Raw genomic sequence first — 23,901 nt, forward strand, 5'->3', positions numbered from 1 at the left:
ATTTTATCAATTCGTGCCAACTTTCCCAGGGCAATTGCCCGTCCACTCCGCTGTTTTTTGCAGCATAAAACCCAGTTATGTGCTTTAGATCAAAAAAATACCCCTGACAAGGGGGGGGAATCTCGGGCGAGACCTGTCAAAATATGATTGTTAAATGCACGATCCACGCATGTGAATACCCGCTACACTAAAATTAACCTCACAAACTGAAGCGATTTAGCTGGCGCTCAGAGGGTTGAATGTTAATAATATGATGCAGCTGTAAAATAATGTTTGGATACTTTTGTCAAAGTTGACAAAAGGTTATAGAAAGGAGTAAAAACCCCTATAAAATTGCTGCTTTATTGCTAATGACAGCAAAGTTTATAAGGTTTTTTATCCTTCCCTTGAATCGATGTGGTGTGTTTGCTGCAACAGCGCAGGATGCCATCACCACTTTTGATGAGTAAGCAAAGAGTATGTCGACAACTACAGAAGTGATCGCTCATCACTGGGCATTTATTGTTTTTATCGTTATCGCATTCGGCCTGTGTGCCTTTATGTTGACCGGTGGCTGGTTGTTAGGTGGTCGTGCGCGTGCGCGACACAAGGACACCCCGTTCGAATCGGGTATTGAGTCGGTCGGTGACACTCATATTCGCCTCTCTGCAAAATTCTATCTGGTTGCGATGTTCTTCGTCATATTCGACGTCGAAGCCCTCTATTTATACGCATGGTCGACTTCCATTCGCGAAAGCGGTTGGGTCGGCTTTGTCGAAGCCGCAATTTTCATTTTGGTGCTCTTGGCAGGCCTGGTTTATCTGGTGCGCATCGGTGCGCTGGATTGGGCTCCTGCGCGTCGTCGCGTAGTGGTCAAATCTGTCCCGGTCAGTCACAGCCACACCAACCCTCATAAGCAGTAAAAGCGAGGCAATAAGATGGACTACACGCTGACACGCGTAGACCCGAACGGGGGCGGCGATAACGATCGTTATCCTCTGCAGAAACAGGAAACGGTTACCGATCCGCTGGAGCAACACGTTCACCGCAGCGTCTACATGGGCAAGCTCGAGCACGCTCTGCATGACATGGTGAACTGGGGTCGTAAAAACTCTCTATGGCCGTATAACTTCGGCCTTTCCTGTTGCTACGTGGAAATGACCACATCCTTCACCGCAGTGCATGACGTGGCACGTTTTGGCGCCGAAGTTATGCGCGCCTCGCCACGTCAGGCTGACTTCATGGTGATCGCCGGTACGCCATTTACCAAAATGGCGCCGGTTATTCAGCGTTTATATGACCAAATGCTGGAGCCGAAATGGGTGATTTCCATGGGCGCTTGCGCTAACTCGGGTGGCATGTATGACATCTACTCGGTGGTGCAGGGCGTGGATAAATTCCTGCCGGTTGACGTTTACATTCCTGGCTGCCCGCCGCGTCCAGAAGCTTATATGCAGGCGTTGCTGCTGCTGCGCGAGTCGATTGGCAAAGAGCGTCGTCCACTTTCGTGGGTGGTCGGTGATCAGGGTGTTTATCGCGCCAATATGCAGCCAGAGCGTGAAAGAAAGCGTGGCGAGCGTATTGCCGTCACCAACCTGAGATCGCCAGACGAAGTTTAAGCTTCCCGTACACGGATGGAGCCACGGCCACAGCAGAACATCACAATTTAATGTGCGCCGCCATCCTGACGCCTTCTTTTGAGCGCCTGATTACAGGCCGGAATGGTGAGTAACGTATGACTGATTTAACCACGCAAGATCTCGCACAGCCTTCATGGCAAACCCGCGATCACCTGGATGACCCAGTGGTCGGCGAGCTGCGTAACCGTTTTGGGCCGGATGCCTTTACCGTTCAGGCTACCCGCACCGGGATTCCGGTTGTCTGGGTAAAGCGTGAACAGCTATTAGAAATCGTTGAATTCCTGCGCAAGCTGCCAAAGCCGTATGTCATGCTTTATGACTTGCACGGTTTTGATGAGCGCTTACGCACTAACCGCGCCGGTTTGCCCGCCGCTGATTTTTCCGTTTTCTATCATCTGCTTTCAATTGAACGCAACCGCGACATCATGCTCAAGGTCGCTTTATCTGAAAACGATCTAAATGTGCCAACCATCACCAAAATTTTCGCCAACGCCAACTGGTATGAGCGCGAAACCTGGGAGATGTTTGGTATCACTTTCAATGGTCACCCGCACCTGACGCGCATCATGATGCCGCAGACGTGGGAAGGACATCCGCTGCGTAAAGATTATCCGGCGCGTGCTACCGAGTTCGATCCTTTCGAGCTGACTAAGCAGAAAGAAGATCTGGAGATGGAGGCGCTGACCTTCAAGCCTGAAGATTGGGGCATGAAGCGCAGCACCACCAATGAGGACTTCATGTTCCTCAACCTCGGTCCGAACCACCCCTCTGCGCACGGTGCTTTCCGAATCATTCTGCAGTTAGATGGTGAAGAAATCGTCGATTGCGTTCCCGATGTCGGCTACCACCATCGTGGCGCGGAGAAGATGGGCGAGCGCCAATCCTGGCACAGCTACATTCCGTACACCGACCGTATCGAGTATCTCGGCGGCTGCGTGAACGAAATGCCGTACGTGCTGGCGGTGGAAAAACTGGCGGGCATTACCGTGCCGGATCGCGTCAATGTGATCCGCGTGATGCTGTCTGAACTGTTCCGCATTAACAGCCATCTGCTCTATATCTCCACCTTTATTCAGGACGTCGGCGCGATGACGCCGGTGTTCTTCGCCTTTACCGATCGTCAGAAAATTTATGATGTGGTGGAAGCGATTACCGGTTTCCGTATGCACCCGGCGTGGTTCCGCATCGGCGGCGTCGCGCATGACCTGCCGAAAGGTTGGGAACGTCTGCTGCGCGACTTCCTCGACTGGATGCCGAAGCGTCTGAAAGAGTACGACAAAGCCGCACTGCGCAATACCGTGTTGATGGGCCGTTCGCAAGGTGTTGCGGCGTACAACATGGACGAAGCACTGGCGTGGGGCACCACCGGCGCAGGTCTGCGCGCCACTGGTTTAGATTTTGACGTGCGCAAATGGCGTCCATATTCAGGTTACGAAAACTTCGATTTCGAAATTCCGGTTGGCGCTGGCATCAGTGATGCGTACACCCGCGTGCAGCTGAAAATGGAAGAGATGTGGCAGTCACTGCGCATTCTGGAACAGTGCCTGAACAACATGCCTGAAGGCCCGTTCAAAGCGGACCATCCGCTGACAACGCCGCCGCCGAAAGAGCGCACGCTGCAGCACATTGAAACCCTGATCACTCACTTCCTGCAGGTTTCGTGGGGCCCAATCATGCCGGCCAACGAATCCTTCCAGATGATTGAGGCGACCAAAGGGATCAACAGTTACTACCTGACCAGCGATGGCAGCACCATGAGCTATCGCACCCGCGTGCGTACGCCGAGCTTCCCGCATCTGCAGCAGATCCCATCGGTGATCCGCGGCAGCCTGGTATCCGACTTGATCGTTTACCTCGGTAGTATCGATTTTGTTATGTCAGACGTGGACCGCTAATTATGCACGATCAAAAAATTGCTATTCACACCATCGACCCTACTGAGGTCTTCGTGCTGAGCGAGGCCGAGCACCACGCTATCGAGCACGAGAAACACCATTACGAAGATGCACGCGCCGCTTCGATCGAAGCGTTGAAGATCGTGCAGAAACAGCGTGGCTGGGTGCCGGACGGCGCGATTAACGCCATCGCAGACGTGCTGGGGATTCCAGCCAGTGATGTTGAAGGCGTAGCGACTTTCTATAGCCAAATCTACCGTACGCCGGTTGGCCGTCACGTTATTCGCTACTGTGACAGCGTGGTGTGCCACATCACGGGTTATCAGGGGATTCAGGATGCGCTGGAGCAAAATCTGAACATCAAGCCGGGCCAGACTACGGCGGATGGACGCTTTACGCTGCTGCCAACTTGCTGCCTGGGTAACTGCGATAAAGGGCCAACCATGATGGTGGATGAAGATACCCACGTTCATCTGACGCCTGAAGGCATCGCCAACTTGCTGGAGCAGTATCAATGACCATTAAACAGATCATTCGTACTGCCGAAACGCATCCACTGACCTGGCGTCTCCGTGACGACAAGCAGCCGATCTGGATCGATGAATATCGCAGTAAAAACGGTTATGTCGGCGCAGAAAAAGCGTTGAAAGATTTCAGCCAGGACGAAATCGTCGCGGCGGTAAAAGACTCCGGCCTGAAAGGCCGCGGTGGTGCAGGCTTTAACACCGGCCTGAAGTGGAGCCTGATGCCGAAAGACGAATCCATGAACATCCGTTACCTGCTGTGTAATGCCGATGAAATGGAGCCGGGCACTTACAAAGACCGCTTGCTGATGGAGCAACTGCCGCACCAGCTGGTGGAAGGCATGCTGATCAGTGCGTTCGCGCTGAAAGCCTATCGTGGCTATATCTTCTTACGTGGTGAGTACATCGAAGCGGCCGTTAATCTGCGTCGCGCGATTGCTGAAGCCACCGAAGCGGGCTATCTCGGCAAAAATATTCTTGGTACTGGTTTTGATTTCGAGCTGATCGTCCACACCGGCGCAGGTCGTTATATCTGCGGTGAAGAAACAGCGCTGATCAACTCGCTGGAAGGACGTCGTGCGAACCCGCGTTCTAAGCCACCATTCCCGGCCAGCGCCGGCGTGTGGGGCAAGCCGACCTGCGTTAACAACGCCGAAACGCTGTCGAACGTGCCTGCCATCTTCCTTAACGGCGTTGACTGGTACAAAAACATCTCTACCAGCGAAGACACCGGCACCAAAATGATGGGCTTTTCTGGCCGCGTGAAAAATCCTGGCGTCTGGGAATTGCCGTTCGGCACCACGGCACGTGAAATCCTTGAGGATTACGCCGGTGGCATGCGCGATGGCCTGAAATTTAAAGCCTGGCAGCCAGGCGGAGCAGGCACTGACTTCCTCACCGATCAGCACCTCGATTTGCCGATGGAATTTGCCAGCATTGGTAAAGCCGGCAGCCGTTTAGGTACTGCGCTGGCGATGGCGGTCGATCACGAAATCAACATGGTTTCGCTGGTGCGTAACCTGGAAGAGTTCTTTGCGCGCGAATCCTGCGGCTGGTGTACGCCGTGCCGTGATGGATTGCCATGGAGCGTGAAGATCCTGCGTGCGCTGGAGCAGAAGAAAGGTCAGCCGGGTGATATCGAAACCCTGCAGCAACTCTGCCGCCAGCTTGGCCCAGGTAAAACCTTCTGTGCCCACGCACCGGGCGCCGTCGAGCCATTGCAGAGCGCGATTAAATATTTCCGTGAAGAATTTGAAGCTGGCATTGCGCCGCAGGTGTTTGGCAATACCCGAGCCATCGGCGGTATTCAGCCGAACCTGCTGAAAGCGCGCTGGTAATCAGCCGCCGTACACGGAACTCACCTCATGCCGAAATGGCGTGGGGAAAGAATTAGATGTTTAACGCTCGTCTTATGGCGAGCCTTACGGAAGCATGTTCACTATGGCTACAATCCATGTAGACGGTAAAGAATATGATGTGAACGGAGCGGACAACCTGCTGCAGGCGTGTCTTTCTCTGGGCCTTGATATTCCTTATTTTTGCTGGCATCCGGCGCTGGGAAGCGTGGGGGCCTGCCGCCAGTGCGCGGTGAAGCAATTCCAGAATGCCGAAGATACCCGCGGTCGCCTTGTCATGTCCTGCATGACGCCAGCGTCGGACGGCACCTTTATCTCCATCGACGATGGCGAAGCGAAAGAGTTTCGTGAAAGCGTGGTGGAATGGCTGATGACCAACCATCCGCACGACTGCCCGGTGTGCGAAGAGGGCGGTAACTGCCATCTGCAAGATATGACGGTAATGACCGGACACAGTTTCCGTCGTTATCGCTTCACCAAACGTACCCACCAGAATCAGGATCTCGGCCCGTTCATTTCTCATGAAATGAACCGCTGTATCGCCTGCTATCGCTGCGTGCGTTACTACAAAGATTATGCCGACGGCAAAGATCTTGGCGTTTATGGCGCTCACGACAACGTCTACTTTGGTCGTCCGGAAGATGGCACGCTGGAAAGCGAATTCTCCGGTAACCTGGTGGAAATCTGTCCGACCGGTGTATTCACCGATAAAACGCACTCCGAACGCTATAACCGTAAATGGGATATGCAGTTCGCGCCAAGCATCTGTCAGCAGTGCAGCGTGGGTTGTAACACCAGCCCAGGCGAGCGCTACGGCGAATTGCGTCGTATAGAAAACCGCTATAACGGCACCGTAAACCACTATTTCCTCTGCGATCGCGGTCGTTTCGGTTACGGCTACGTCAACCGCAAAGATCGTCCACGTCATCCGGTACAGCAACGCGGCAACGATTTGGTCAGCCTGAATGCTGAACAAGCGGTGAATGCGGCGGCGGATGTATTGCGTCGGGCGAAGAAAGTGATCGGTATCGGTTCTCCGCGTGCCAGCATTGAAAGCAACTTCGCGTTGCGTGAGCTGGTTGGCGCAGCCAACTTCTCAACCGGTATGCCAGCCGGTGAGCAGGCTCGGGTTGAGCTGATGCTGAAAGTCCTGCAGGACGGCGGCATCTACACGCCATCACTGCGCGAGATTGAAGGCTACGATGCGGTGCTGGTGCTGGGTGAAGATTTGACTCAGGTTGGCGCACGCGTGGCGTTGTCTGTACGTCAGGCAGTTAAAGGTAAAGCGCGTGAGATGGCAGCGGCACAGAAAGTGGCTGACTGGCAGATCGCGGCAATCCTTAACATCGGTCAGCACGCTAAACATCCGCTGTTCGTGACCAACGTTGACGAAACCCGTTTAGATGATATCGCTGCGTGGAGCTATCGCGCACCGGTGGAAGATCAGGCGCGTCTCGGCTTCGCTATTGCCAATGCGCTGGATGAAAGCGCGCCGGCAGTCAGCGGCTTCGACAGCAAACTGAACGGCAAAGTAGATGTGGTGGTTCAGGCGCTGGCAGGTGCGAAAAAACCGCTGATTATCTCCGGTACCCACTCCGGTAGTATCGCGATGATTGAAGCCGCAGCGAACGTGGCGAAAGCCCTGAAAGCGCGCGGTGCCGATGTCGGTATTACCTTCCTCGCGGGTGCGGCGAACAGCTTTGGCCTCGGCCTGATGGGCGGTCAATCGCTGGACAGCGCGCTGGAGCAGCTGAGCAAAGGCGAAGCCGATGCGCTGGTGGTGCTGGAAAACGATCTCTATCGTCATGCGCCGAAAGCCAACGTAGATGCAGCGCTCGATACCACCGCCAACGTGATCGTGGTTGATCATCAACGTACCGCAACGCTGGAAAAAGCCGGTTTGGTGCTTTCAACCGCCAGCTTCGCGGAGAGCGATGGCACCTCCATCAACCACGAAGGCCGTGCGCAGCGCTTCTTCCAGGTTTACGATCCCGCTTATTACGATGACAGCGTCGTGATGCTGGAGAGCTGGCGCTGGTTGCGTTCGCTGCACAGCGCGGTTGAGAGCCGTCACATCGACTGGACTCAGCTGGATCACGTGATTGATGCCACCGTAGCGGCGCTGCCACAGCTGAAAGGCATTAAGGATGCCGCGCCAGACGCGAGCTTCCGTATCCGCGGTCAAAAACTGGCACGTTCACCGCACCGTAACAGTGGCCGTACTGCGATGCGCGCCAACATCAGCGTGCATGAACCGCGTCAGCCGCAAGATAAAGACACCATGTTTGCTTTCTCAATGGAAGGGAACAACCAACCCAGCGCACCGCGTTCGCAGATTCCATTTGCCTGGGCGCCGGGCTGGAACTCACCGCAGGCATGGAACAAGTTCCAGGCTGAAGTGGGCGGCAAACTGCGTCATGGCGATCCGGGCGTGCGTCTGTTTGAAGCCAGCGATCGTTCGCTGCCGTGGTTTACCGCGATTCCGGAAAGCTTTGTTGAAGGCAGCCAGTGGCGCGTCGCACCTTACTACCAGCTGTTTGGTAGCGAGGAGATGACACAGCGTTCAACCACCTTCCAGAAACGTATGTCACCGGCCACGCTGGTGATCAACCCGGCTGATGCTGAGAAACTGGGCGTTAATAACGGTTCTTCCGTTGAGCTGGTGTGTGCGGGCGAAACACTGCGCTTGCCGGTACGTTTCTCTGCGTCGCTGCAAGCAGGGCAGGTTGGTTTACCGCTCGGTATGCCGGGCGTGCCGCCGTTCCTCTCAGGTGCGCAAATTGACAAACTGCAGGAGGCCGCGCAATGAGTTGGCTGACACCGGACGTTATTGAAATCCTGATCAACATCGGCAAAGCGCTGGTCATCTTGTTGGTAGTTGTCGGTTGCGGTGCTTTCATGAGTTTCGCCGAGCGTCGTCTGCTCGGCCTGTGGCAGAACCGCTACGGACCAAACCGTGTGGGTTGGGGCGGCTCGCTGCAACTGGCTGCTGACATGATCAAAATGTTCTTTAAAGAGGACTGGGTTCCGCCATTTACCGACCGCTTCATCTTTACGCTGGCACCGGTTATCGCCTTCGTATCGCTGCTGCTGGCTTTCGCCATTGTGCCAGTTTCGCCGACCTGGATGGTCACCGACCTGAACATCGGTCTGCTGTTCTTCCTGATGATGGCGGGCCTGGCGGTGTATGCGGTGCTGTTCGCGGGCTGGTCGAGTAACAACAAATACTCACTGTTGGGTGCGATGCGTGCATCGGCGCAGACGCTGAGCTATGAAGTGTTCCTTGGTCTGTCACTGATGGGCGTGGTGGCGCAAGCCGGCTCGTTCAACATGAATGCCATTGTCGAAAGCCAGGCGCATCTGTGGAACATCATTCCTCAGTTCTTCGGCTTCCTTACCTTCTGCATCGCGGGCGTAGCGGTATGTCACCGTCATCCGTTTGACCAACCAGAAGCAGAGCAGGAACTGGCGGACGGTTACCACATCGAATACGCCGGTATGAAATTCGGTCTGTTCTTCGTCGGTGAATACGTGGCGATCACCACCGTTTCAGCGCTGATCGTGACGCTGTTCTTCGGTGGCTGGCACGGTCCGTTCCTGCCGCCATTCATCTGGTTCGCTCTGAAAACAGCGTTCTTTATGGTGATGTTTATCCTGATTCGTGCTGCGCTGCCGCGTCCACGCTATGACCAGGTGCTGTCGTTCGGCTGGAAAGTGTGTCTGCCGTTGACGCTGTTGAACCTGCTGGCGACCGCCGCAGTGATTCTGTACACCGCGCAGTAAGGGACATTGAGATGACTTTAAAAGATATTGTCGTTGGCTTCGGCACGACAGTGCGCAGTATCTGGATGATAGGCATGCATGCCTTCGCCAAGCGCGAAACCCAAATGTATCCGGAAGAGCCGGTTTATCTGCCGCCGCGTTACCGTGGCCGTATCGTGCTGACGCGCGATCCGGACGGTGCAGAGCGCTGCGTTGCCTGTAACTTATGTGCGGTAGCTTGTCCTGTCGGCTGTATCTCACTGCAGAAAGCCGAGACGCAGGATGGACGTTGGTATCCCGAGTTCTTCCGCATCAACTTCTCACGTTGCATCTTCTGTGGCCTGTGTGAAGAGGCTTGCCCAACCACCGCAATTCAGCTGACACCCGATTTCGAACTGGGTGAGTTTAAGCGTCAGGATCTGGTGTATGAGAAAGAAGACTTGCTGATTTCCGGTCCGGGTAAATATCCGGAGTACAACTTCTATCGTATGGCTGGTATGGCGATCGACGGAAAAGAGAAGGGCGAAGCGGAAAACGAAGCCAAGCCGATCGACGTCAAAGGGTTGTTACCTTAAGGAGCCAGGTATGGAATTTGCGTTTTATCTTTGCGGACTGGTGGCGGTGTTGACGACGCTGCGCGTCATCACCCACACCAATCCAGTACATGCGCTGCTGTACCTGATTGTTTCGCTGCTATCGATTGCCGGCGTGTTCTTCTCAATGGGCGCCTACTTTGCCGGTGCGCTGGAAATCATCGTCTACGCAGGTGCCATCATGGTGCTGTTCGTCTTCGTGGTGATGATGCTGAACCTGGGAAAAACCCAGCAGGATCAAGAGCGCGAATGGCTGAAGCCTTCGCTGTGGATTGGTCCGGGCATCGTCTCTTTACTGCTGCTGGCGGTAATGATTTACGCGATTAGCACGGCAACCGATCAGGGCATTGATGGCACCGTCATCGACGCGAAAGCAGTCGGTATCAGCTTGTTTGGTCCCTATGTTCTGGCGGTTGAGCTGGCATCAATGCTGCTGCTCGCCGGTCTGGTCGTGGCCTTCCATATTGGACGTGAAGAGCGTCACGGCGAAGTGCTGAGCAATCGTCAAGCTGATGCGCAAGCGAATAAGGAGGATCACGCATGATCCCGTTACAACACGGCCTGATGCTGGCCGCTGTGCTGTTTGTTCTCGGCCTGACCTCCGTGGTGCTGCGTCGTAACATCCTGTTTATGCTGATTGGTCTGGAAATCATGATCAATGCCTCCGCGTTAGCGCTGGTGGTAGCAGGCAGCTATTGGGGACAAGCTGATGGTCAGGTGATGTACATCCTGGCAATTAGCCTTGCGGCGGCGGAAGCGAGTATTGGTCTGGCGCTGTTGCTCCAGCTCTATCGTCGTCGTCAGACGCTGAACATTGACACAGTGAGCGAGATGCGCGGATGAATCTTCTCTATTTAACCGTATTATTTCCGCTGATTGGCTTCCTGCTATTGGCGTTTTCACGCGGTCGCTGGTCGGAGAACCTGTCGGCAGCAATCGGTATGGGTTCTGTTGGTCTGGCAGCATTAACCACTATTTATGCCGGTTTCGACTTCTTCAACCAGGGTCAGCAGCCGTTTACTCAGGCGCTTTGGACCTGGATTCACGTCGGCAACTTTGACATTAAAGTGAATCTGGTGCTGGACGGACTTTCTCTGACCATGCTGTCCGTCGTCACCGGCGTTGGCTTCTTCATCCACATGTTCGCTTCATGGTACATGCGTGGTGAAGAGGGTTATTCGCGCTTCTTCGCTTACACCAACCTGTTCATCGCGAGCATGGTGGTGTTGGTGCTGGCCGATAACTTGATGCTGATGTATCTCGGCTGGGAAGGCGTGGGCCTGTGCTCATATCTGCTGATTGGCTTCTACTACAGCAATCCAGAGAACGGCAAAGCGGCGATGAAGGCCTTTATTATCACCCGCGTAGGTGATGTGTTCCTCGCTTTCGCCTTGTTCATCCTCTACAACGAACTGGGCACGCTGAACTTCCGCGAACTGGTTGAACTGGCACCAGCCCACTTCGCTGCAGACAACCACATGCTGCAGTGGGCAACCCTGATGCTGTTGGGTGGCGCGGTCGGTAAATCGGCACAGCTGCCATTACAAACCTGGCTGGCGGATGCGATGGCCGGTCCAACTCCGGTTTCGGCACTGATTCACGCCGCGACCATGGTAACCGCCGGTGTTTACCTGATTGCACGTACACACGGTCTGTTCCTGTTGACGCCGGAAGTACTGCATCTGGTAGGTATCATTGGTGCGATTACATTGGTGCTGGCAGGTTTTGCTGCGCTGGTGCAAACCGACATCAAACGCGTGCTGGCTTACTCCACCATGAGTCAGATCGGCTACATGTTCCTCGCGCTTGGCGTGCAGGCATGGGACGCGGCGATTTTCCACCTGATGACGCATGCCTTCTTTAAAGCCTTGTTGTTCCTCTCTTCGGGCTCGGTCATTCTTGCCTGCCATCACGAGCAGAATATTTTCAAAATGGGCGGCCTGCGTAAGAGCATCCCGCTGGTATATGTCTGCTTCCTGGTGGGCGGTGCCGCGCTGGCCGCGCTGCCGCTGATCACCGCAGGTTTCTACAGTAAAGATGAAATCCTGTTTGGTGCGATGGCGAATGGTCACATCAATCTGATGGTAGCGGGTCTGGTGGGTGCATTCCTCACTTCGATCTACACCTTCCGCATGATCTTTATCGTGTTCCACGGTGAAGAGAAAATTCATGCTCACGCCGGTAAAGGCATTACGCATCACCTGCCGCTGATTGTTCTGATGGTGCTCTCCACCTTTATTGGTGCGCTGATTACACCTCCTCTGGCGGGTGTTCTGCCGCAGAACGAGTTTGGTGAAGGCGGCAAAGTGATGCTGGAAATCACCTCAGGCGTGGTGGCCATTGTCGGTATCCTGATCGCGGCAGCACTGTGGCTGGGTAAACGTCAACTGGTGACCAGCATTGCTAACAGCGCGCCGGGGCGTTTCTTCGGCACCTGGTGGTTCGCGGCCTGGGGCTTCGACTGGCTGTATGACAAGGTGTTTGTAAAACCTTATCTCGGCATTGCCTGGTTACTGAAGCGCGATCCGCTTAACTCACTGATGAACCTGCCTGCGCTGCTGTCGCGCATTGGTAATAAAGGTTTGGTAGTGAGCGAAAACGGTTATCTTCGCTGGTACGTTGCCTCGATGAGTGTTGGTGCCGTTGTGGTGCTGGCGCTGCTGCTGGTGATTTAAAGATTGATGAGCGGGGCGGGTTCGCTCGCCCAATTAGAATGTCAAAAATTGCCTGAAGTAAGGCAATAAAAAGGGAAGTTTGCCGTGTTATTACCTTGGCTAATTATCATACCTTTTGTCGGTGGCTTGCTCTGCTGGCTTGCGGAGCGTCTTGGCGCAAAAGTTCCGCGCTGGATTGCCATGATCACCATGGGCCTGACGCTAGCGCTTGGCCTGCAGCTGTGGTTGCAGGGAGGCTATTCACTGACGCAGGCTGCGGGCATTCCGCAATGGCAATCGACTTTCTCAGTACCGTGGATCCCGCGTTTTGGCATCAACTTCCATCTGGCGATTGATGGTCTGTCCCTGCTGATGGTGGTGCTGACCGGACTGCTCGGTTTGATGGCGGTGCTGTGCTCCTGGAACGAAATTGAGAAATATCAGGGCTTCTTCCACCTCAACCTGATGTGGATTCTCGGTGGTGTGATTGGCGTTTTCCTCTCCATCGACATGTTCCTGTTCTTCTTCTTCTGGGAAATGATGCTGGTGCCGATGTACTTCCTCATCGCACTGTGGGGCCACAAAGCATCAGACGGTAAAACGCGTATCAGCGCGGCGACCAAGTTCTTCATCTACACCCAGGCATCTGGTCTGATCATGTTGGTGTCGATTCTGGCGCTGGTCTTTGTCCATTACAACGCCACCGGCGTATGGACTTTCAGCTACGAAGAACTGCTGAAAACCCCAATGTCGCACACCGTTGAATATCTGCTGATGCTCGGCTTCTTTATCGCCTTTGCGGTGAAAATGCCAGTGGTGCCATTGCACGGTTGGTTACCCGATGCGCATAGCCAGGCACCCACCGCTGGTTCGGTTGACCTCGCAGGTATCTTGCTGAAAACCGCGGCCTACGGCTTGCTGCGCTTTAGTCTGCCGCTGTTCCCGAATGCGTCAGCAGAGTTCGCACCGATTGCCATGTGGCTGGGTATCATCGGCATCTTCTACGGTGCATGGATGGCATTCTCACAAACTGATATCAAGCGACTGATCGCTTACACCTCTATTTCGCACATGGGCTTCGTGCTCATCGCCATCTACACTGGCAGCCAGCTGGCCTTCCAGGGCGCGGTGATTCAGATGATTGCGCACGGTCTCTCTGCTGCGGCACTGTTCATCTTGTGTGGTCAGCTGTATGAGCGTCTGCACACCCGCGACCTGCGTCAGATGGGCGGCTTGTGGTCACGTATCAAATGGATTCCGGGTCTGTCACTGTTCTTCGCGGTTGCAAACCTTGGTATGCCGGGCACCGGTAACTTTGTTGGCGAATTTATGATTCTGACCGGCAGCTTCCAGGTGGTACCGGTGATTATCGTCATTGCAACCTTTGGTCTGGTGTTTGCTTCGGTTTACTCCCTGATCATGATGCAGCGCGCTTACTTCGGCGAAGCAAAGTCGAAAGATCCGCTGCCAGGCATGTCACCGCGTGAGTTCATGACTATCGGCGTATTGGTGGTGTTGCTGGTGCTGCTGGGGATTTATCCTCAGCCGATCCTCGACACATCCCATGCTGCGATGAGCAATATTCAGCAGTGGTTTACCGCTTCAATTTCAACTACAAGGCCGTAATTCGCCATGACAATAACTCCTCAACATCTGATCGCGTTACTGCCGCTGTTGATCGTCGGATTGACGGTGGTGGTGGTGATGCTGTCCATTGCGTGGCGACGCAATCACTTTGTTAATGCCACGCTGACGGTGATCGGACTTAACATTGCGCTGTTTTCTCTGTGGTTTGTAGGCCAGGCGGGAGCGATGGACGTCACGCCGCTGCTGCGCGTTGATGGCTATTCGATGTTCTACACCGCGCTGGTGGTGCTGGCGAGTTTAGCCACCTGCACCTTCGCTTATCCGTGGCTGGCCGGTTTCCCGGACAACAAAGATGAGTTCTATCTGCTGGTGCTGATTGCAGCACTCGGCGGGATCGTGCTGGCGAGCGCCAATCATCTGGCAGCGCTGTTCATCGGTATCGAACTGCTGTCACTGCCGCTGTTTGGTTTGATTGGTTATGCTTTCCGCCAGAAACGTTCGCTGGAAGCGTCGCTGAAATATACCATTCTGTCGGCGGCGGCCTCATCGTTCCTGCTGTTCGGTATCGCGCTGATTTATGCTGATTCCGGCAGCCTGAGCTTTGTGCAGCTGGGTAAAAGTCTGAGCGATAGCATGATTCAGGAGCCGCTGTTGCTGCTCGGTCTGGGCATGATGATTATCGGACTGGGCTTTAAACTGTCGCTGGTTCCTTTCCATCTGTGGACGCCAGACGTTTATCAGGGTGCGCCTGCGCCGGTTTCAACCTTCCTCGCCACCGCCAGCAAGATCGCCATCTTTGGCGTGATCATGCGCCTGTTCATGTACGCGCCAGTCACTGACAGCGAAGCGGTTCGTACCGTGCTGGGCATCATTGCCTTTGCGTCGATTCTGTTCGGTAACCTGATGGCGATTTCCCAGAGCAACATTAAGCGTCTGCTCGGTTACTCCTCGATCGCGCACCTTGGTTATCTGTTGGTGGCGCTGATTGCGGTGAAAACCCATCAGCTGTCGCTGGAAACCGCAGGTGTTTATCTGGCCGGATACCTGTTCAGCAGCCTTGGCGCGTTCGGCGTAGTGAGCCTGATGTCGAGCCCATATCGCGGTCCGGATGCCGATACGCTCTATTCCTATCGTGGTCTGTTCTGGCATCGTCCGATTCTGTCTGCGGTAATGACGGTGATGATGTTGTCACTGGCGGGTATCCCAATGACGCTTGGCTTCATCGGTAAGTTCTACGTTATCGCCTCGAGTGTGAATGCACATCTGTGGTGGTTGAGTGGCGCGGTGGTAGCGGGTAGTGCGATTGGTCTTTACTACTATCTGCGCGTGACGGTGAGCCTGTATCTCAGCCCACCAGAACTGCACAATCGCGATACGCAAGCCAACTGGGCGTTTACGGCCGGCGGCGTTGTAGTGCTGATCTCTGCGATTCTGGTGCTGCTGCTCGGTGTTTATCCGCAGCCGCTGATTACACTGGTGCAGATGGCTCAGCCGCTAATGTAATTCAGATTCACGAAACCACTGAATCAGGCCTGCGGGCCTGATTTTTTTGCCTGCAGTTCACGGCGTAGTGAGAGGTTGAGCACAGAGTCACCACGAGGTTTTCAGCTGCCGCTGCTGCTCACTGCGTTTGGCGTAGCCAGTGTGATATTCTCAGCGGATCCCTTTTTTTCGCTCAGACAAGGAAGCACCATGGAAATGCTTTGGCTTGATTGCCACCACAGTGAACTGACAGCGCAACAACTCTACACTTTGCTGGCACTGCGCAATCATGTCTTCATCGTGGAACAAAACTGTCCTTATCAGGATATTGATGGCCAGGATCTAGCTGCCGAAAATCGCCACATTCTCGGATTTCTCGACGGTAAGCTGCTGGCCTATGCGCGCGTGTTAACGCCAGCGCTAGACTCTGCGCCGGTAATGATTGGTCGTGTGATTGTTTCTGAAGAAGCACGCGGTTTGAAGCTGGGCTATCGCTTGATGGAGAAGGCGCTGGAGAGCTGTGAAAAGTATTGGTCGCAGCGCGCTATTTATCTCTCTGCGCAGGCACATCTGGAAGGGTTCTACGGTCGTCTGGGCTTTAAAGCGGTGACTGAAGTCTACATGGAAGATGACATTCCGCACATCGGCATGCAAAAAGCATAACGGCGAGGATTGCTCCTCGCCGTCAATCATCAGCCTGGCGTCATCTGCCGGTCATCAACGTATTTACGTTGATCTGGCGGCGGCGGGAAGTACTGATAAAGCCAGGTTTCACTCAGCGTTTCATCTTTGGTACGTAGGAACAGGCGCATATCAACCGGTTTGGTCGAGTCGCTGTTTGGATACCAGTCAAACAGAATGCGGTAACCGTTGAGTGGCTCGACGTAGAGAATCTCAACCTGCTTAAATGTGCCTTCTGAAACGGTAATCACCGGCTCAATACCTTTCGGCGCTGCGGCTTTCAGATCGCCACCAACAAAATCAATGGCAAAGCGACGTGACCAGGTATCCGGGAAGTGTTCGCCTGGCGCCCAACCTTCCGGGAATCCGCCGATACCGGTGCGCGTGGCATCGACACGCGCCAAACCACTGCGCACTGGCGGCAACTGGCTCCAGTAAAGCTTGTACTGGAAGCTGAACTCGCTGCCGGCTTTCACCGGTTCTGACGGCTGCCAGAAGCACACCACGTTATCCAGCGTTTCGCCGGTGGTAGGAATCTCCATCACGTTAATGGCGCCTTTGCCCCATTTACCAATCGGTTCCACCCACAGGCTGGGACGTTTGTCGTACCAGCCAATCACATCCTGATAATTTTTAAAGTCATGATCGAGCTGCAACAGGCCAAAACCACGCGGGTTTTCGTCCTGATAAGCGTTGAACTGCAAACGCTGCGGGTTGTTCAGCGGACGCGCAATCCATTCGCCTTCACCGGTCCACATCGCCAGACGATCGGAGTCATGGATTTGCGGATGGTAAGTGTTGCACATGCGGCGCTCGTTGGTGCCACAGCTGAACATGCTGGTCATCGGCGCGATGCCGAGCTGACGAATGTCGTTACGTGCAAACAGGTGGTTTTCCACCTCCATCACTACGCGTTTCTCTTCGCAGTGAATGGTGAACTTGTAGGCACCGGTGACGCTCGCGCCATCCAGCAGGGCATAGACCACGAAAGTGGTGTCATCCGCTTTTGGCGTTTCGAACCAGAACGCGGTGAAGTCCGGGAATTCTTCTTTGCCGTTGCTGAAGGTGTTTACCGCCACGCCGCGCGCGGAAAGGCCGTACTGGAAGGTCTCATCAACCGCGCGGAAGTAGCTGGCGCCGAGGAAAGAGACGATATCGCGGCGCGCCAGTTCAGGTTTCTTAAAAGCACGGAAACCGGCAAAGCCGAGATCGGTTTTACCGACCAGCTGCTTAGTATCGACGTTGGCGTTGTGATAATTGAACAGCTCCGGGCGGAAGTGGATCTCACGCGCTTCACGGCTCTGGGCATCGACCGAGAACATGCGGATGCGGCGCTTGAAGCCCATACCGACGTGGAAGAATTGCACGTCCAGCTGACGATCGGGGATGTTATTCCACAGCGAGTGATTGGCGTCGTACTGAATTTCGTTATAAGCCTGCGGAGTGAGATTGGCCAGGGTGTCGGGCAAGGGGCCGGGGGCGCCGCCCCAGGGCTGTTTTGCCAGCGCGGAGGCTTTCTTTTTCAGTGAGTCGAAATCGAAGCGAACCGCGGTACCGTCGGCGATACCATCATCGGCCCAGGCGGATTGTGCAAACAGCGTGGAGAGACCCGTCATGCCGCTAACAGCGGAGAGGGCCATGGACGCTTTCATAAATTTTCTACGATTCATGCCGGAAATCTAATCCTTAGCTGCTCGGGTGTATTTTGACTCTCGTAAGACGAGAAGCGTCTGACTACAGGGGGTTACGACAGTCGTGAAAATGAAAAATTCAGTCTGCGGAAAATTTATCAGATTAATCAAATAAGCGAAGCAGAATTCGCGCCGCTCCGCCGCTGATGACACAACTTTTCATTGAGAGGGATGAAACTCGGTTAAATCCTGGCAGCTGCCGCCCAGCAAATCTGGAATTTATGACTATAGTTAAACCACAACGAGTTAGGAACATGGAGGAACTACATAGTGTCATCTTCAGACCAATTTGAAACGCACCTTGACGACGACCTGGCGCTGCTGACGGAAACGCTGGAAGAAGTGTTACGCGCGTCAGGCGATCCGGCCGATCAGAAATACATCGAACTGAAACTCAAAGCTGAACAAGCGCTGGAAGACGTGAAATCGCGCGTTAGCCAGGCGTCAGACAGCTATTACTATCGTGCCAAAAATGCGGCCTATCGCGCCGATGATTATGTGCATGAAAAACCGTGGCAGGGGATTGGCATCGGTGCCGCCGCTGGCCTGTTTGTCGGTTTACTGCTGGCTCGACGTTAAGTTCCAACGGGCGCGACACGCTTCGCGCCCGCTTCCTGATTTCCTCGCCGCTTTTCCCGCTAAATCCCTGTTTCGCATCATCCGCGATTGTGTTTAGCCTGCGCGCTTCCTACAGTAAAGCGACAGGGAAAAGGAGAACGCAACGTGATACGTGTAGAAATGCTCTCAACGGGCGATGAAGTGTTACATGGGCAGATTGTCGATACCAACGCCGCGTGGCTGGCCGATGTGCTGTTCCAGCACGGTTTACCGATGACCAGCCGTAGCACCGTCGGTGATGCAATGACCTCGCTGGTGGAGGCGCTGCAGAGCCGCAGTCAGATTGCTGACGTGCTGATCGTGAATGGCGGTTTAGGACCGACCAGTGATGATCTCAGCGCGCAGGCCGCAGCCATTGCCAGCGGCAGCGAATTAGTTATTCAGCAAACCTGGCTGGAAAAAATGGAAGCCTGGTTCGCCAGCCGCGGACGTGTGATGGCACCGAGCAACCGCAAGCAGGCAGAAATCCCCGCCATTGCTGAGATGCTCGATAATCCGGTCGGCACCGCATGCGGCTTCGCGCTGCAGCTCAATCGCTGCTGGATTTTCTTCACCCCTGGCGTGCCGTCGGAATTTAAAGTGATGGTTGAGCAGGAGATTATTCCGCGCCTCAAAGCACGCTTTGAACTGCCTGAGCCACCATTGTGTTTGCGCCTCACCACCTTTGGACGTGGGGAAAGTGACATTGCCGCCGAGCTGGAGCCGCTCCCGTTGCCGGAAGGCGTGGTGATGGGCTATCGCTCATCGATGCCGATTATTGAAATCAAACTCACCGGACCCGCCAGCCAGCGCGTGGCAATGGAGCAAGTGTGGCAGCAGGTAAAACTGTTGCTGGCTGAATGCACCATCTTTGAAGGCACCGAAGGTTTACCGGCGCTGCTGGCGCGCGAGTTGCAGCAGCGTGGCTTCCATTTGGCGCTGAGCGAGCAGTTCACCGCCGGCTTACTTAACTGGCAGCTGGCCGCAGCGGACGTGCCGCGCAGCAAAGCAGAGATTCTGCCGCCGCAGGATGAGGATCTGGAAGCGCAGGTTGCACGCACGCGTGACTGGGCGAAACAGCAGGGCGTGGCGCTGGCGTTGTCGGTGGGAAATTTAGTGGAAGGCGAAGTATCGATTGCGCTGCATACGCCGGAAGCCAGCTGGGGCCAACGCGTAAAGTTCACTCATGGACGTCATAACGTGGAAACGCGGCAGAAAGTGGTGGCAATGATGGCGATGAACATGTTGCGTCGCTGGCTGCACGGCAGTGAAGTCAGCACCGGTCACGGTTGGATTGATGTGCTGGAAACGGTGAAACGCTGATTGATCACCAGGTCGCCATAAATGGCGGCCTGGTCAATCACAGCTCGATCTCAATCTCCCCTTTGGCGCGACAGCAGCACGGCAAAATCTCGCCTTGCTGCACAAACGCCAACGGGGTTTCGGCATAATCCACTTCGCCTTTTAGCAAACGCATGCGGCAAGAGCCGCAGTAGCCTTCGCGACACTGAAACTCAACGCACAGATTATTAGCTTCCAGCGTCGCCAGCAGATTGGGGTGATCTTCTGCGCACTCCAGCCGGGAGCCGGAGCTACGCAGAATAACAACAGAGCGGCTCATGCTTACAGCTGGAAGCCGTCGAAATCGTCTTCGCCCACTTCAGAATCAATCTGACCGACCAAATACGAGCTCACTTCAACTTCCTGCGGTGCAACCTGTACGTTGTCCGACACCAGCCACGAGTTGATCCATGGAATGGGGTTGGAACGCGTCTGGAACGGCAGATCGAGACCCACCGCCTGCATACGGATGTTGGTGATGTACTCGATATACTGGCACAGAATGTCTTTGTTCAGGCCAATCATCGAGCCGCCGCTGAACAGGTATTCTGCCCACTCCTTTTCCTGCTCGGCTGCCTTCTTGAACAGATCGAAGCATTCATCACGACACTCCGCGGCGATGGCTTTCATCTCTGGATCGTCTTCACCGGTGCGCAGCAGGTTCAGCATATGCTGGGTGCCGGTCAGATGCAGCGCTTCATCGCGTGCAATCAGCTTGATGATTTTGGCGTTGCCTTCCATCAGCTCGCGCTCGGCGAAAGCAAATGAACAGGCGAAGCTGACGTAGAAGCGAATCGCTTCCAGCGCGTTGACGCTCATCAGGCAGATATAGAGCTGCTTTTTCAGATCGCGCAGGTTAACGGTAACGGTTTTACCGTTGACCTGATGCGTACCTTCACCCAGCAGATGCCAGTAACTGGTCATCTCGATCAGGTCGTCGTAGTATTTCGAGATATCTTCGGCGCGCGCCAGAATCTGCTCGTTGGTGACGATATCGTCAAACACCACCGCCGGATCGTTAACGATGTTACGGATGATGTGCGTGTAGGAGCGCGAGTGAATGGTCTCGGAGAATGCCCAGGTTTCAATCCAGGTTTCCAGCTCAGGGATGGAAATCAGCGGCAGCAGCGCCACGTTCGGGCTACGACCCTGAATCGAGTCCAGCAGCGTTTGATACTTCAGGTTGCTGATGAAGATGTGCTTTTCATGCTCCGGCAGCGCCTGGTAATCGATGCGATCGCGCGAGACGTCCACTTCTTCCGGACGCCAGAAGAAGGAGAGCTGCTTCTCAATCAGCTTTTCAAAGATGTCATATTTCTGCTGATCGAAACGGGCAACGTTGACGGACTGGCCAAAGAACATCGGCTCTTTCAGCTGGTCATTTTTGTTCTGCGAGAATGTGGTGTAAGCCATTTTGAGTCCAAATGTGAAGAGGGCCGACCAATGTCGGCCCTGACAAGATGAGATTAGATCTTACATGCGCCGCTTTCGCAGCCATCATCCTGAATGGAAGGTGCCAGATCGTCCTGTGCATCTTCCGCACCGTCGCGGGTGTTTTGATAGTACAGGGTTTTCACGCCGAACTTGTACGCGGTCAGCAGGTCTTTCAGCAGCTGTTTCATCGGCACTTTGCCATTCGCAAAGCGGCTCGGATCGTAGTTGGTGTTCGACGAAATCGCCTGATCGATGAACTTCTGCATCACGCCAACCAGCTGCAGATAACCGTCGTTAGACGGCATTTCCCACAGCAGTTCGTACTGGTCTTTCAGACGCTCATACTCTGGCACCACCTGACGCAGAATGCCGTCTTTCGATGCTTTGATGCTGATGTGTCCGCGCGGCGGCTCAATGCCGTTGGTGGCGTTCGAAATCTGCGAAGAGGTTTCAGACGGCATCAGCGCAGAGAGCGTCGAGTTGCGCAGACCGTGCGTGGTGATGGATTCACGCAGGCCTTCCCAATCCAGATGCAGCGGCTCGTTGCACACTGCGTCGAGATCCTTTTTATAGGTATCGATCGGCAGAATGCCCTGCGAGTAAGTGGTCTCTTTAAACCACGGGCACGCACCTTGCTCTTTCGCCAATTCGTTCGAGGCTTTCAGCAAGTAGTACTGAATGGCTTCGAAAGTTTTGTGCGTTAGATTGTTGGCGCTGCCATCAGAGTAACGCACGCCGTTTTTCGCCAGGTAATACGCGTAGTTGATCACGCCAATACCCAGCGTACGACGGCCCATGGCGCCGCGTTGTGCTGCCGGAATGGGGTAATCCTGATAATCCAGCAGTGCATCAAGCGCACGCACCGCGAGGGTGGCCAGCTCTTCCAGATCGTCAAGGCTGTTAATCGCGCCTAGGTTAAAGGCAGACAGCGTACACAGGGCGATTTCGCCGCTTTCGTCATTGACGTCGTTCAGCGGTTTGGTCGGCAGTGCGATCTCGAGGCACAGATTCGACTGACGAACTGGCGCGATGCTTGGATCGAACGGGCTGTGCGTGTTGCAGTGATCGACGTTCTGAATGTAGATACGGCCAGTTGACGCACGCTCCTGCATCATCAGTGAGAACAGCTCAACGGCTTTCACGCGCTGTTTGCGGATGCTGTCGTCTTTCTCGTATTTGGTGTACAGACGCTCGAACTCGTCCTGATCGGCGAAGAACGCATCGTACAGGCCAGGCACGTCAGACGGGCTGAACAGCGTGATGTCTTCACCTTTCAGCAGGCGGGTGTACATCAGTTTGTTGATCTGTACGCCGTAATCCATGTGACGCACGCGGTTGCCTTCAACACCGCGGTTGTTTTTCAGCACCAGCAGGCTTTCAACTTCCAGATGCCACATTGGGTAGAACAGCGTCGCTGCGCCGCCACGTACGCCGCCTTGTGAGCAAGACTTCACGGCAGTCTGGAAATGTTTGTAGAACGGAATACAACCGGTGTGGAACGCTTCGCCACCGCGGATCGGGCTGCCCAGCGCACGAATGCGGCCAGCGTTGATGCCGATACCCGCACGCTGAGAAACGTATTTCACAATGGCGCTAGAAGTGGCGTTGATAGAGTCGAGGCTGTCGCCGCACTCGATCAGTACGCAAGAGCTGAACTGGCGCGTTGGGGTACGCACGCCGGACATAATTGGCGTTGGCAGCGAGATCTTAAAGGTTGAGATCGCATCGTAGAAGCGCTTCACGTAATCCATACGGGTTTCGCGCGGATAGCCAGAGAACAGGCACGCCGCCACCAGAATGTAGAGGAACTGGGCGCTTTCGTAGATTTCGCCGCTAACGCGGTTCTGCACCAGATATTTCCCTTCCAGCTGCTTAACCGCTGCGTAGGAGAAATTCATGTCGCGCCAATGGTCGATAAACTCGTCCATCTGCTCGAACTCTTCGGTGCTGTAATCTTCCAGCAGATGACGGTCGTATTTGCCCATCTCAACCATCTTCACCACCTGATCGTACAGCTTCGGCGGCTCAAACTGGCCGTAAGCTTTTTTACGCAGGTGGAAGATAGCCAGACGCGCGGCCAGGTATTGGTAATCCGGCGCATCACGAGAGATCAGGTCTGCGGCAGCCTTGATGATGGTCTCATGAATATCAGAAGTTCTGATGCCATCGTAGAACTGAATGTGTGAGCGCAGTTCAACCTGTGAAACTGAAACATTGTTCAGCCCTTCGGCTGCCCAATCCAGTACACGGTGAATTTTGTCGAGATCAATGCGCTCCTGGCGGCCATCGCGTTTAGTAACGAGCAGACTTTGGTTCATGTCGCGTTTTTACCTGTCCATGCATGAATGACGTATTTATCCCCCATCTATGCACAAGGTTTATGCACAAGCCGCTCGTTGTGAGTAAGCCTGTGGATAAACACTATATATAGGGGGTGCGGGAAGTTTGAACAACAATATGGTGAGTATTCTAGTCAGCAATCTCTTCTTAACAAGAGTTGATTTTCACTCAAAAATCGTCCTTACCGGCTGGCTAAAATCCTGGATCCGCATGCCGCAAGGCCTGCACTTAGTGTCAACCGCTCAGCACTTTTTTTTCACTTTATGATCGGACGCGTGTTTCTTGCTCAACCACCGTGCTTCAGGAATTTTCTTAGATGAAAAAAGCCCCGACAAGGCCGCCAGCA

Annotated in this window: 20 protein-coding genes; 16 read left to right on the forward strand and 4 right to left on the reverse strand. The window is 54.5% G+C overall.

Features of this window, described 5'->3' with window-relative positions; genetic code table 11:
- The first annotated feature begins 458 nt into the window (after window positions 1–458).
- From K5Y32_RS14160 to K5Y32_RS14225, 14 genes are all read left to right on the forward strand, one after another.
- Window positions 459–902: an NADH-quinone oxidoreductase subunit A gene (locus K5Y32_RS14160; protein ID WP_007889316.1), complete on the forward strand. Its 444-nt coding sequence runs from the start codon at window positions 459–461 to the stop codon at window positions 900–902.
- A gap of 15 nt (window positions 903–917) precedes the next feature.
- Window positions 918–1,598, forward strand: coding sequence for an NADH-quinone oxidoreductase subunit B family protein (locus K5Y32_RS14165; RefSeq protein WP_008105151.1), 681 nt, complete (start codon window positions 918–920; stop codon window positions 1,596–1,598).
- Window positions 1,599–1,714: 116 nt separating this feature from the next.
- Complete coding sequence (gene nuoC / locus K5Y32_RS14170; RefSeq protein ID WP_008105149.1) at window positions 1,715–3,514, forward strand: NADH-quinone oxidoreductase subunit C/D; 1,800 nt, start codon at window positions 1,715–1,717, stop codon at window positions 3,512–3,514.
- A gap of 2 nt (window positions 3,515–3,516) precedes the next feature.
- Window positions 3,517–4,032, forward strand: a complete 516-nt coding sequence (gene nuoE, locus K5Y32_RS14175; protein ID WP_101763655.1) for an NADH-quinone oxidoreductase subunit NuoE — start codon at window positions 3,517–3,519, stop codon at window positions 4,030–4,032.
- A 2-nt stretch (window positions 4,033–4,034) separates the two neighbouring features.
- Window positions 4,035–5,375, forward strand: a complete 1,341-nt coding sequence (gene nuoF / locus K5Y32_RS14180; RefSeq protein WP_222184893.1) for an NADH-quinone oxidoreductase subunit NuoF — start codon at window positions 4,035–4,037, stop codon at window positions 5,373–5,375.
- A 103-nt stretch (window positions 5,376–5,478) separates the two neighbouring features.
- Window positions 5,479–8,202 (forward strand): NADH-quinone oxidoreductase subunit NuoG, encoded by a 2,724-nt coding sequence (gene nuoG, locus K5Y32_RS14185; protein WP_222184636.1) that lies wholly within the window; start codon window positions 5,479–5,481, stop codon window positions 8,200–8,202.
- Window positions 8,199–9,176, forward strand: coding sequence for an NADH-quinone oxidoreductase subunit NuoH (gene nuoH / locus K5Y32_RS14190; protein ID WP_008105140.1), 978 nt, complete (start codon window positions 8,199–8,201; stop codon window positions 9,174–9,176). Before nuoG ends, nuoH begins: the two co-directional genes overlap by 4 nt.
- Window positions 9,177–9,187: 11 nt before the next feature.
- Window positions 9,188–9,730 (forward strand): NADH-quinone oxidoreductase subunit NuoI, encoded by a 543-nt coding sequence (gene nuoI, locus K5Y32_RS14195; RefSeq protein WP_007889332.1) that lies wholly within the window; start codon window positions 9,188–9,190, stop codon window positions 9,728–9,730.
- Between the two features lie 10 nt (window positions 9,731–9,740).
- Window positions 9,741–10,292 carry an NADH-quinone oxidoreductase subunit J gene (gene nuoJ, locus K5Y32_RS14200; protein WP_008105138.1) on the forward strand — a complete coding sequence of 184 codons (552 nt, stop codon included), beginning with the start codon at window positions 9,741–9,743 and terminating at the stop codon, window positions 10,290–10,292.
- The gene (nuoK, locus tag K5Y32_RS14205; protein ID WP_007889334.1) at window positions 10,289–10,591 is read left to right on the forward strand and encodes an NADH-quinone oxidoreductase subunit NuoK; all 303 of its coding nucleotides are present in this window, start codon (window positions 10,289–10,291) and stop codon (window positions 10,589–10,591) included. Before nuoJ ends, nuoK begins: the two co-directional genes overlap by 4 nt.
- Window positions 10,588–12,423, forward strand: coding sequence for an NADH-quinone oxidoreductase subunit L (gene nuoL / locus K5Y32_RS14210; RefSeq protein WP_176971190.1), 1,836 nt, complete (start codon window positions 10,588–10,590; stop codon window positions 12,421–12,423). Before nuoK ends, nuoL begins: the two co-directional genes overlap by 4 nt.
- A gap of 84 nt (window positions 12,424–12,507) precedes the next feature.
- Window positions 12,508–14,028 (forward strand): NADH-quinone oxidoreductase subunit M, encoded by a 1,521-nt coding sequence (nuoM, locus tag K5Y32_RS14215; protein WP_222184638.1) that lies wholly within the window; start codon window positions 12,508–12,510, stop codon window positions 14,026–14,028.
- Between the two features lie 6 nt (window positions 14,029–14,034).
- Window positions 14,035–15,492 (forward strand): NADH-quinone oxidoreductase subunit NuoN, encoded by a 1,458-nt coding sequence (nuoN, locus tag K5Y32_RS14220; RefSeq protein ID WP_008105131.1) that lies wholly within the window; start codon window positions 14,035–14,037, stop codon window positions 15,490–15,492.
- Window positions 15,493–15,681: 189 nt separating this feature from the next.
- Entirely contained in the window at window positions 15,682–16,134 is a 453-nt protein-coding gene (locus tag K5Y32_RS14225) for a GNAT family N-acetyltransferase (protein ID WP_101763661.1), read from the forward strand.
- Between the two features lie 29 nt (window positions 16,135–16,163).
- Here the strand turns inward: K5Y32_RS14225 and K5Y32_RS14230 are convergent, their stop codons facing one another.
- A complete protein-coding gene (locus tag K5Y32_RS14230; RefSeq protein ID WP_222184640.1) occupies window positions 16,164–17,822 on the reverse strand; it encodes a glucan biosynthesis protein D in 1,659 nt (552 codons plus the stop codon).
- Between the two features lie 291 nt (window positions 17,823–18,113).
- On the opposite strand from K5Y32_RS14230, the gene elaB reads away from it, so the two are divergent.
- Window positions 18,114–18,422: a stress response protein ElaB gene (elaB, locus tag K5Y32_RS14235; RefSeq protein ID WP_008105125.1), complete on the forward strand. Its 309-nt coding sequence runs from the start codon at window positions 18,114–18,116 to the stop codon at window positions 18,420–18,422.
- 144 nt (window positions 18,423–18,566) lie between these two features.
- Window positions 18,567–19,763, forward strand: a complete 1,197-nt coding sequence (locus K5Y32_RS14240; RefSeq protein WP_222184642.1) for a nicotinamide mononucleotide deamidase-related protein YfaY — start codon at window positions 18,567–18,569, stop codon at window positions 19,761–19,763.
- A 37-nt stretch (window positions 19,764–19,800) separates the two neighbouring features.
- Here K5Y32_RS14240 and yfaE read toward each other — a convergent pair whose 3' ends face one another.
- The 3 genes from yfaE to nrdA are packed head-to-tail and all read right to left on the reverse strand — an operon-like array spanning window position 19,801 to window position 23,533.
- Window positions 19,801–20,061: a class I ribonucleotide reductase maintenance protein YfaE gene (yfaE, locus tag K5Y32_RS14245; RefSeq protein WP_061717835.1), complete on the reverse strand. Its 261-nt coding sequence runs from the start codon at window positions 20,059–20,061 to the stop codon at window positions 19,801–19,803.
- 2 nt (window positions 20,062–20,063) lie between these two features.
- A complete protein-coding gene (nrdB, locus tag K5Y32_RS14250; RefSeq protein WP_101763665.1) occupies window positions 20,064–21,194 on the reverse strand; it encodes a class Ia ribonucleoside-diphosphate reductase subunit beta in 1,131 nt (376 codons plus the stop codon).
- A 53-nt stretch (window positions 21,195–21,247) separates the two neighbouring features.
- A complete protein-coding gene (gene nrdA / locus K5Y32_RS14255) occupies window positions 21,248–23,533 on the reverse strand; it encodes a class 1a ribonucleoside-diphosphate reductase subunit alpha (protein ID WP_137386188.1) in 2,286 nt (761 codons plus the stop codon).
- Window positions 23,534–23,901: the final 368 nt, after the last annotated feature.

The sequence above is a fragment of the Pantoea sp. DY-15 genome, from assembly GCF_019795935.1.
Classification (GTDB): domain Bacteria; phylum Pseudomonadota; class Gammaproteobacteria; order Enterobacterales; family Enterobacteriaceae; genus Pantoea; species Pantoea leporis.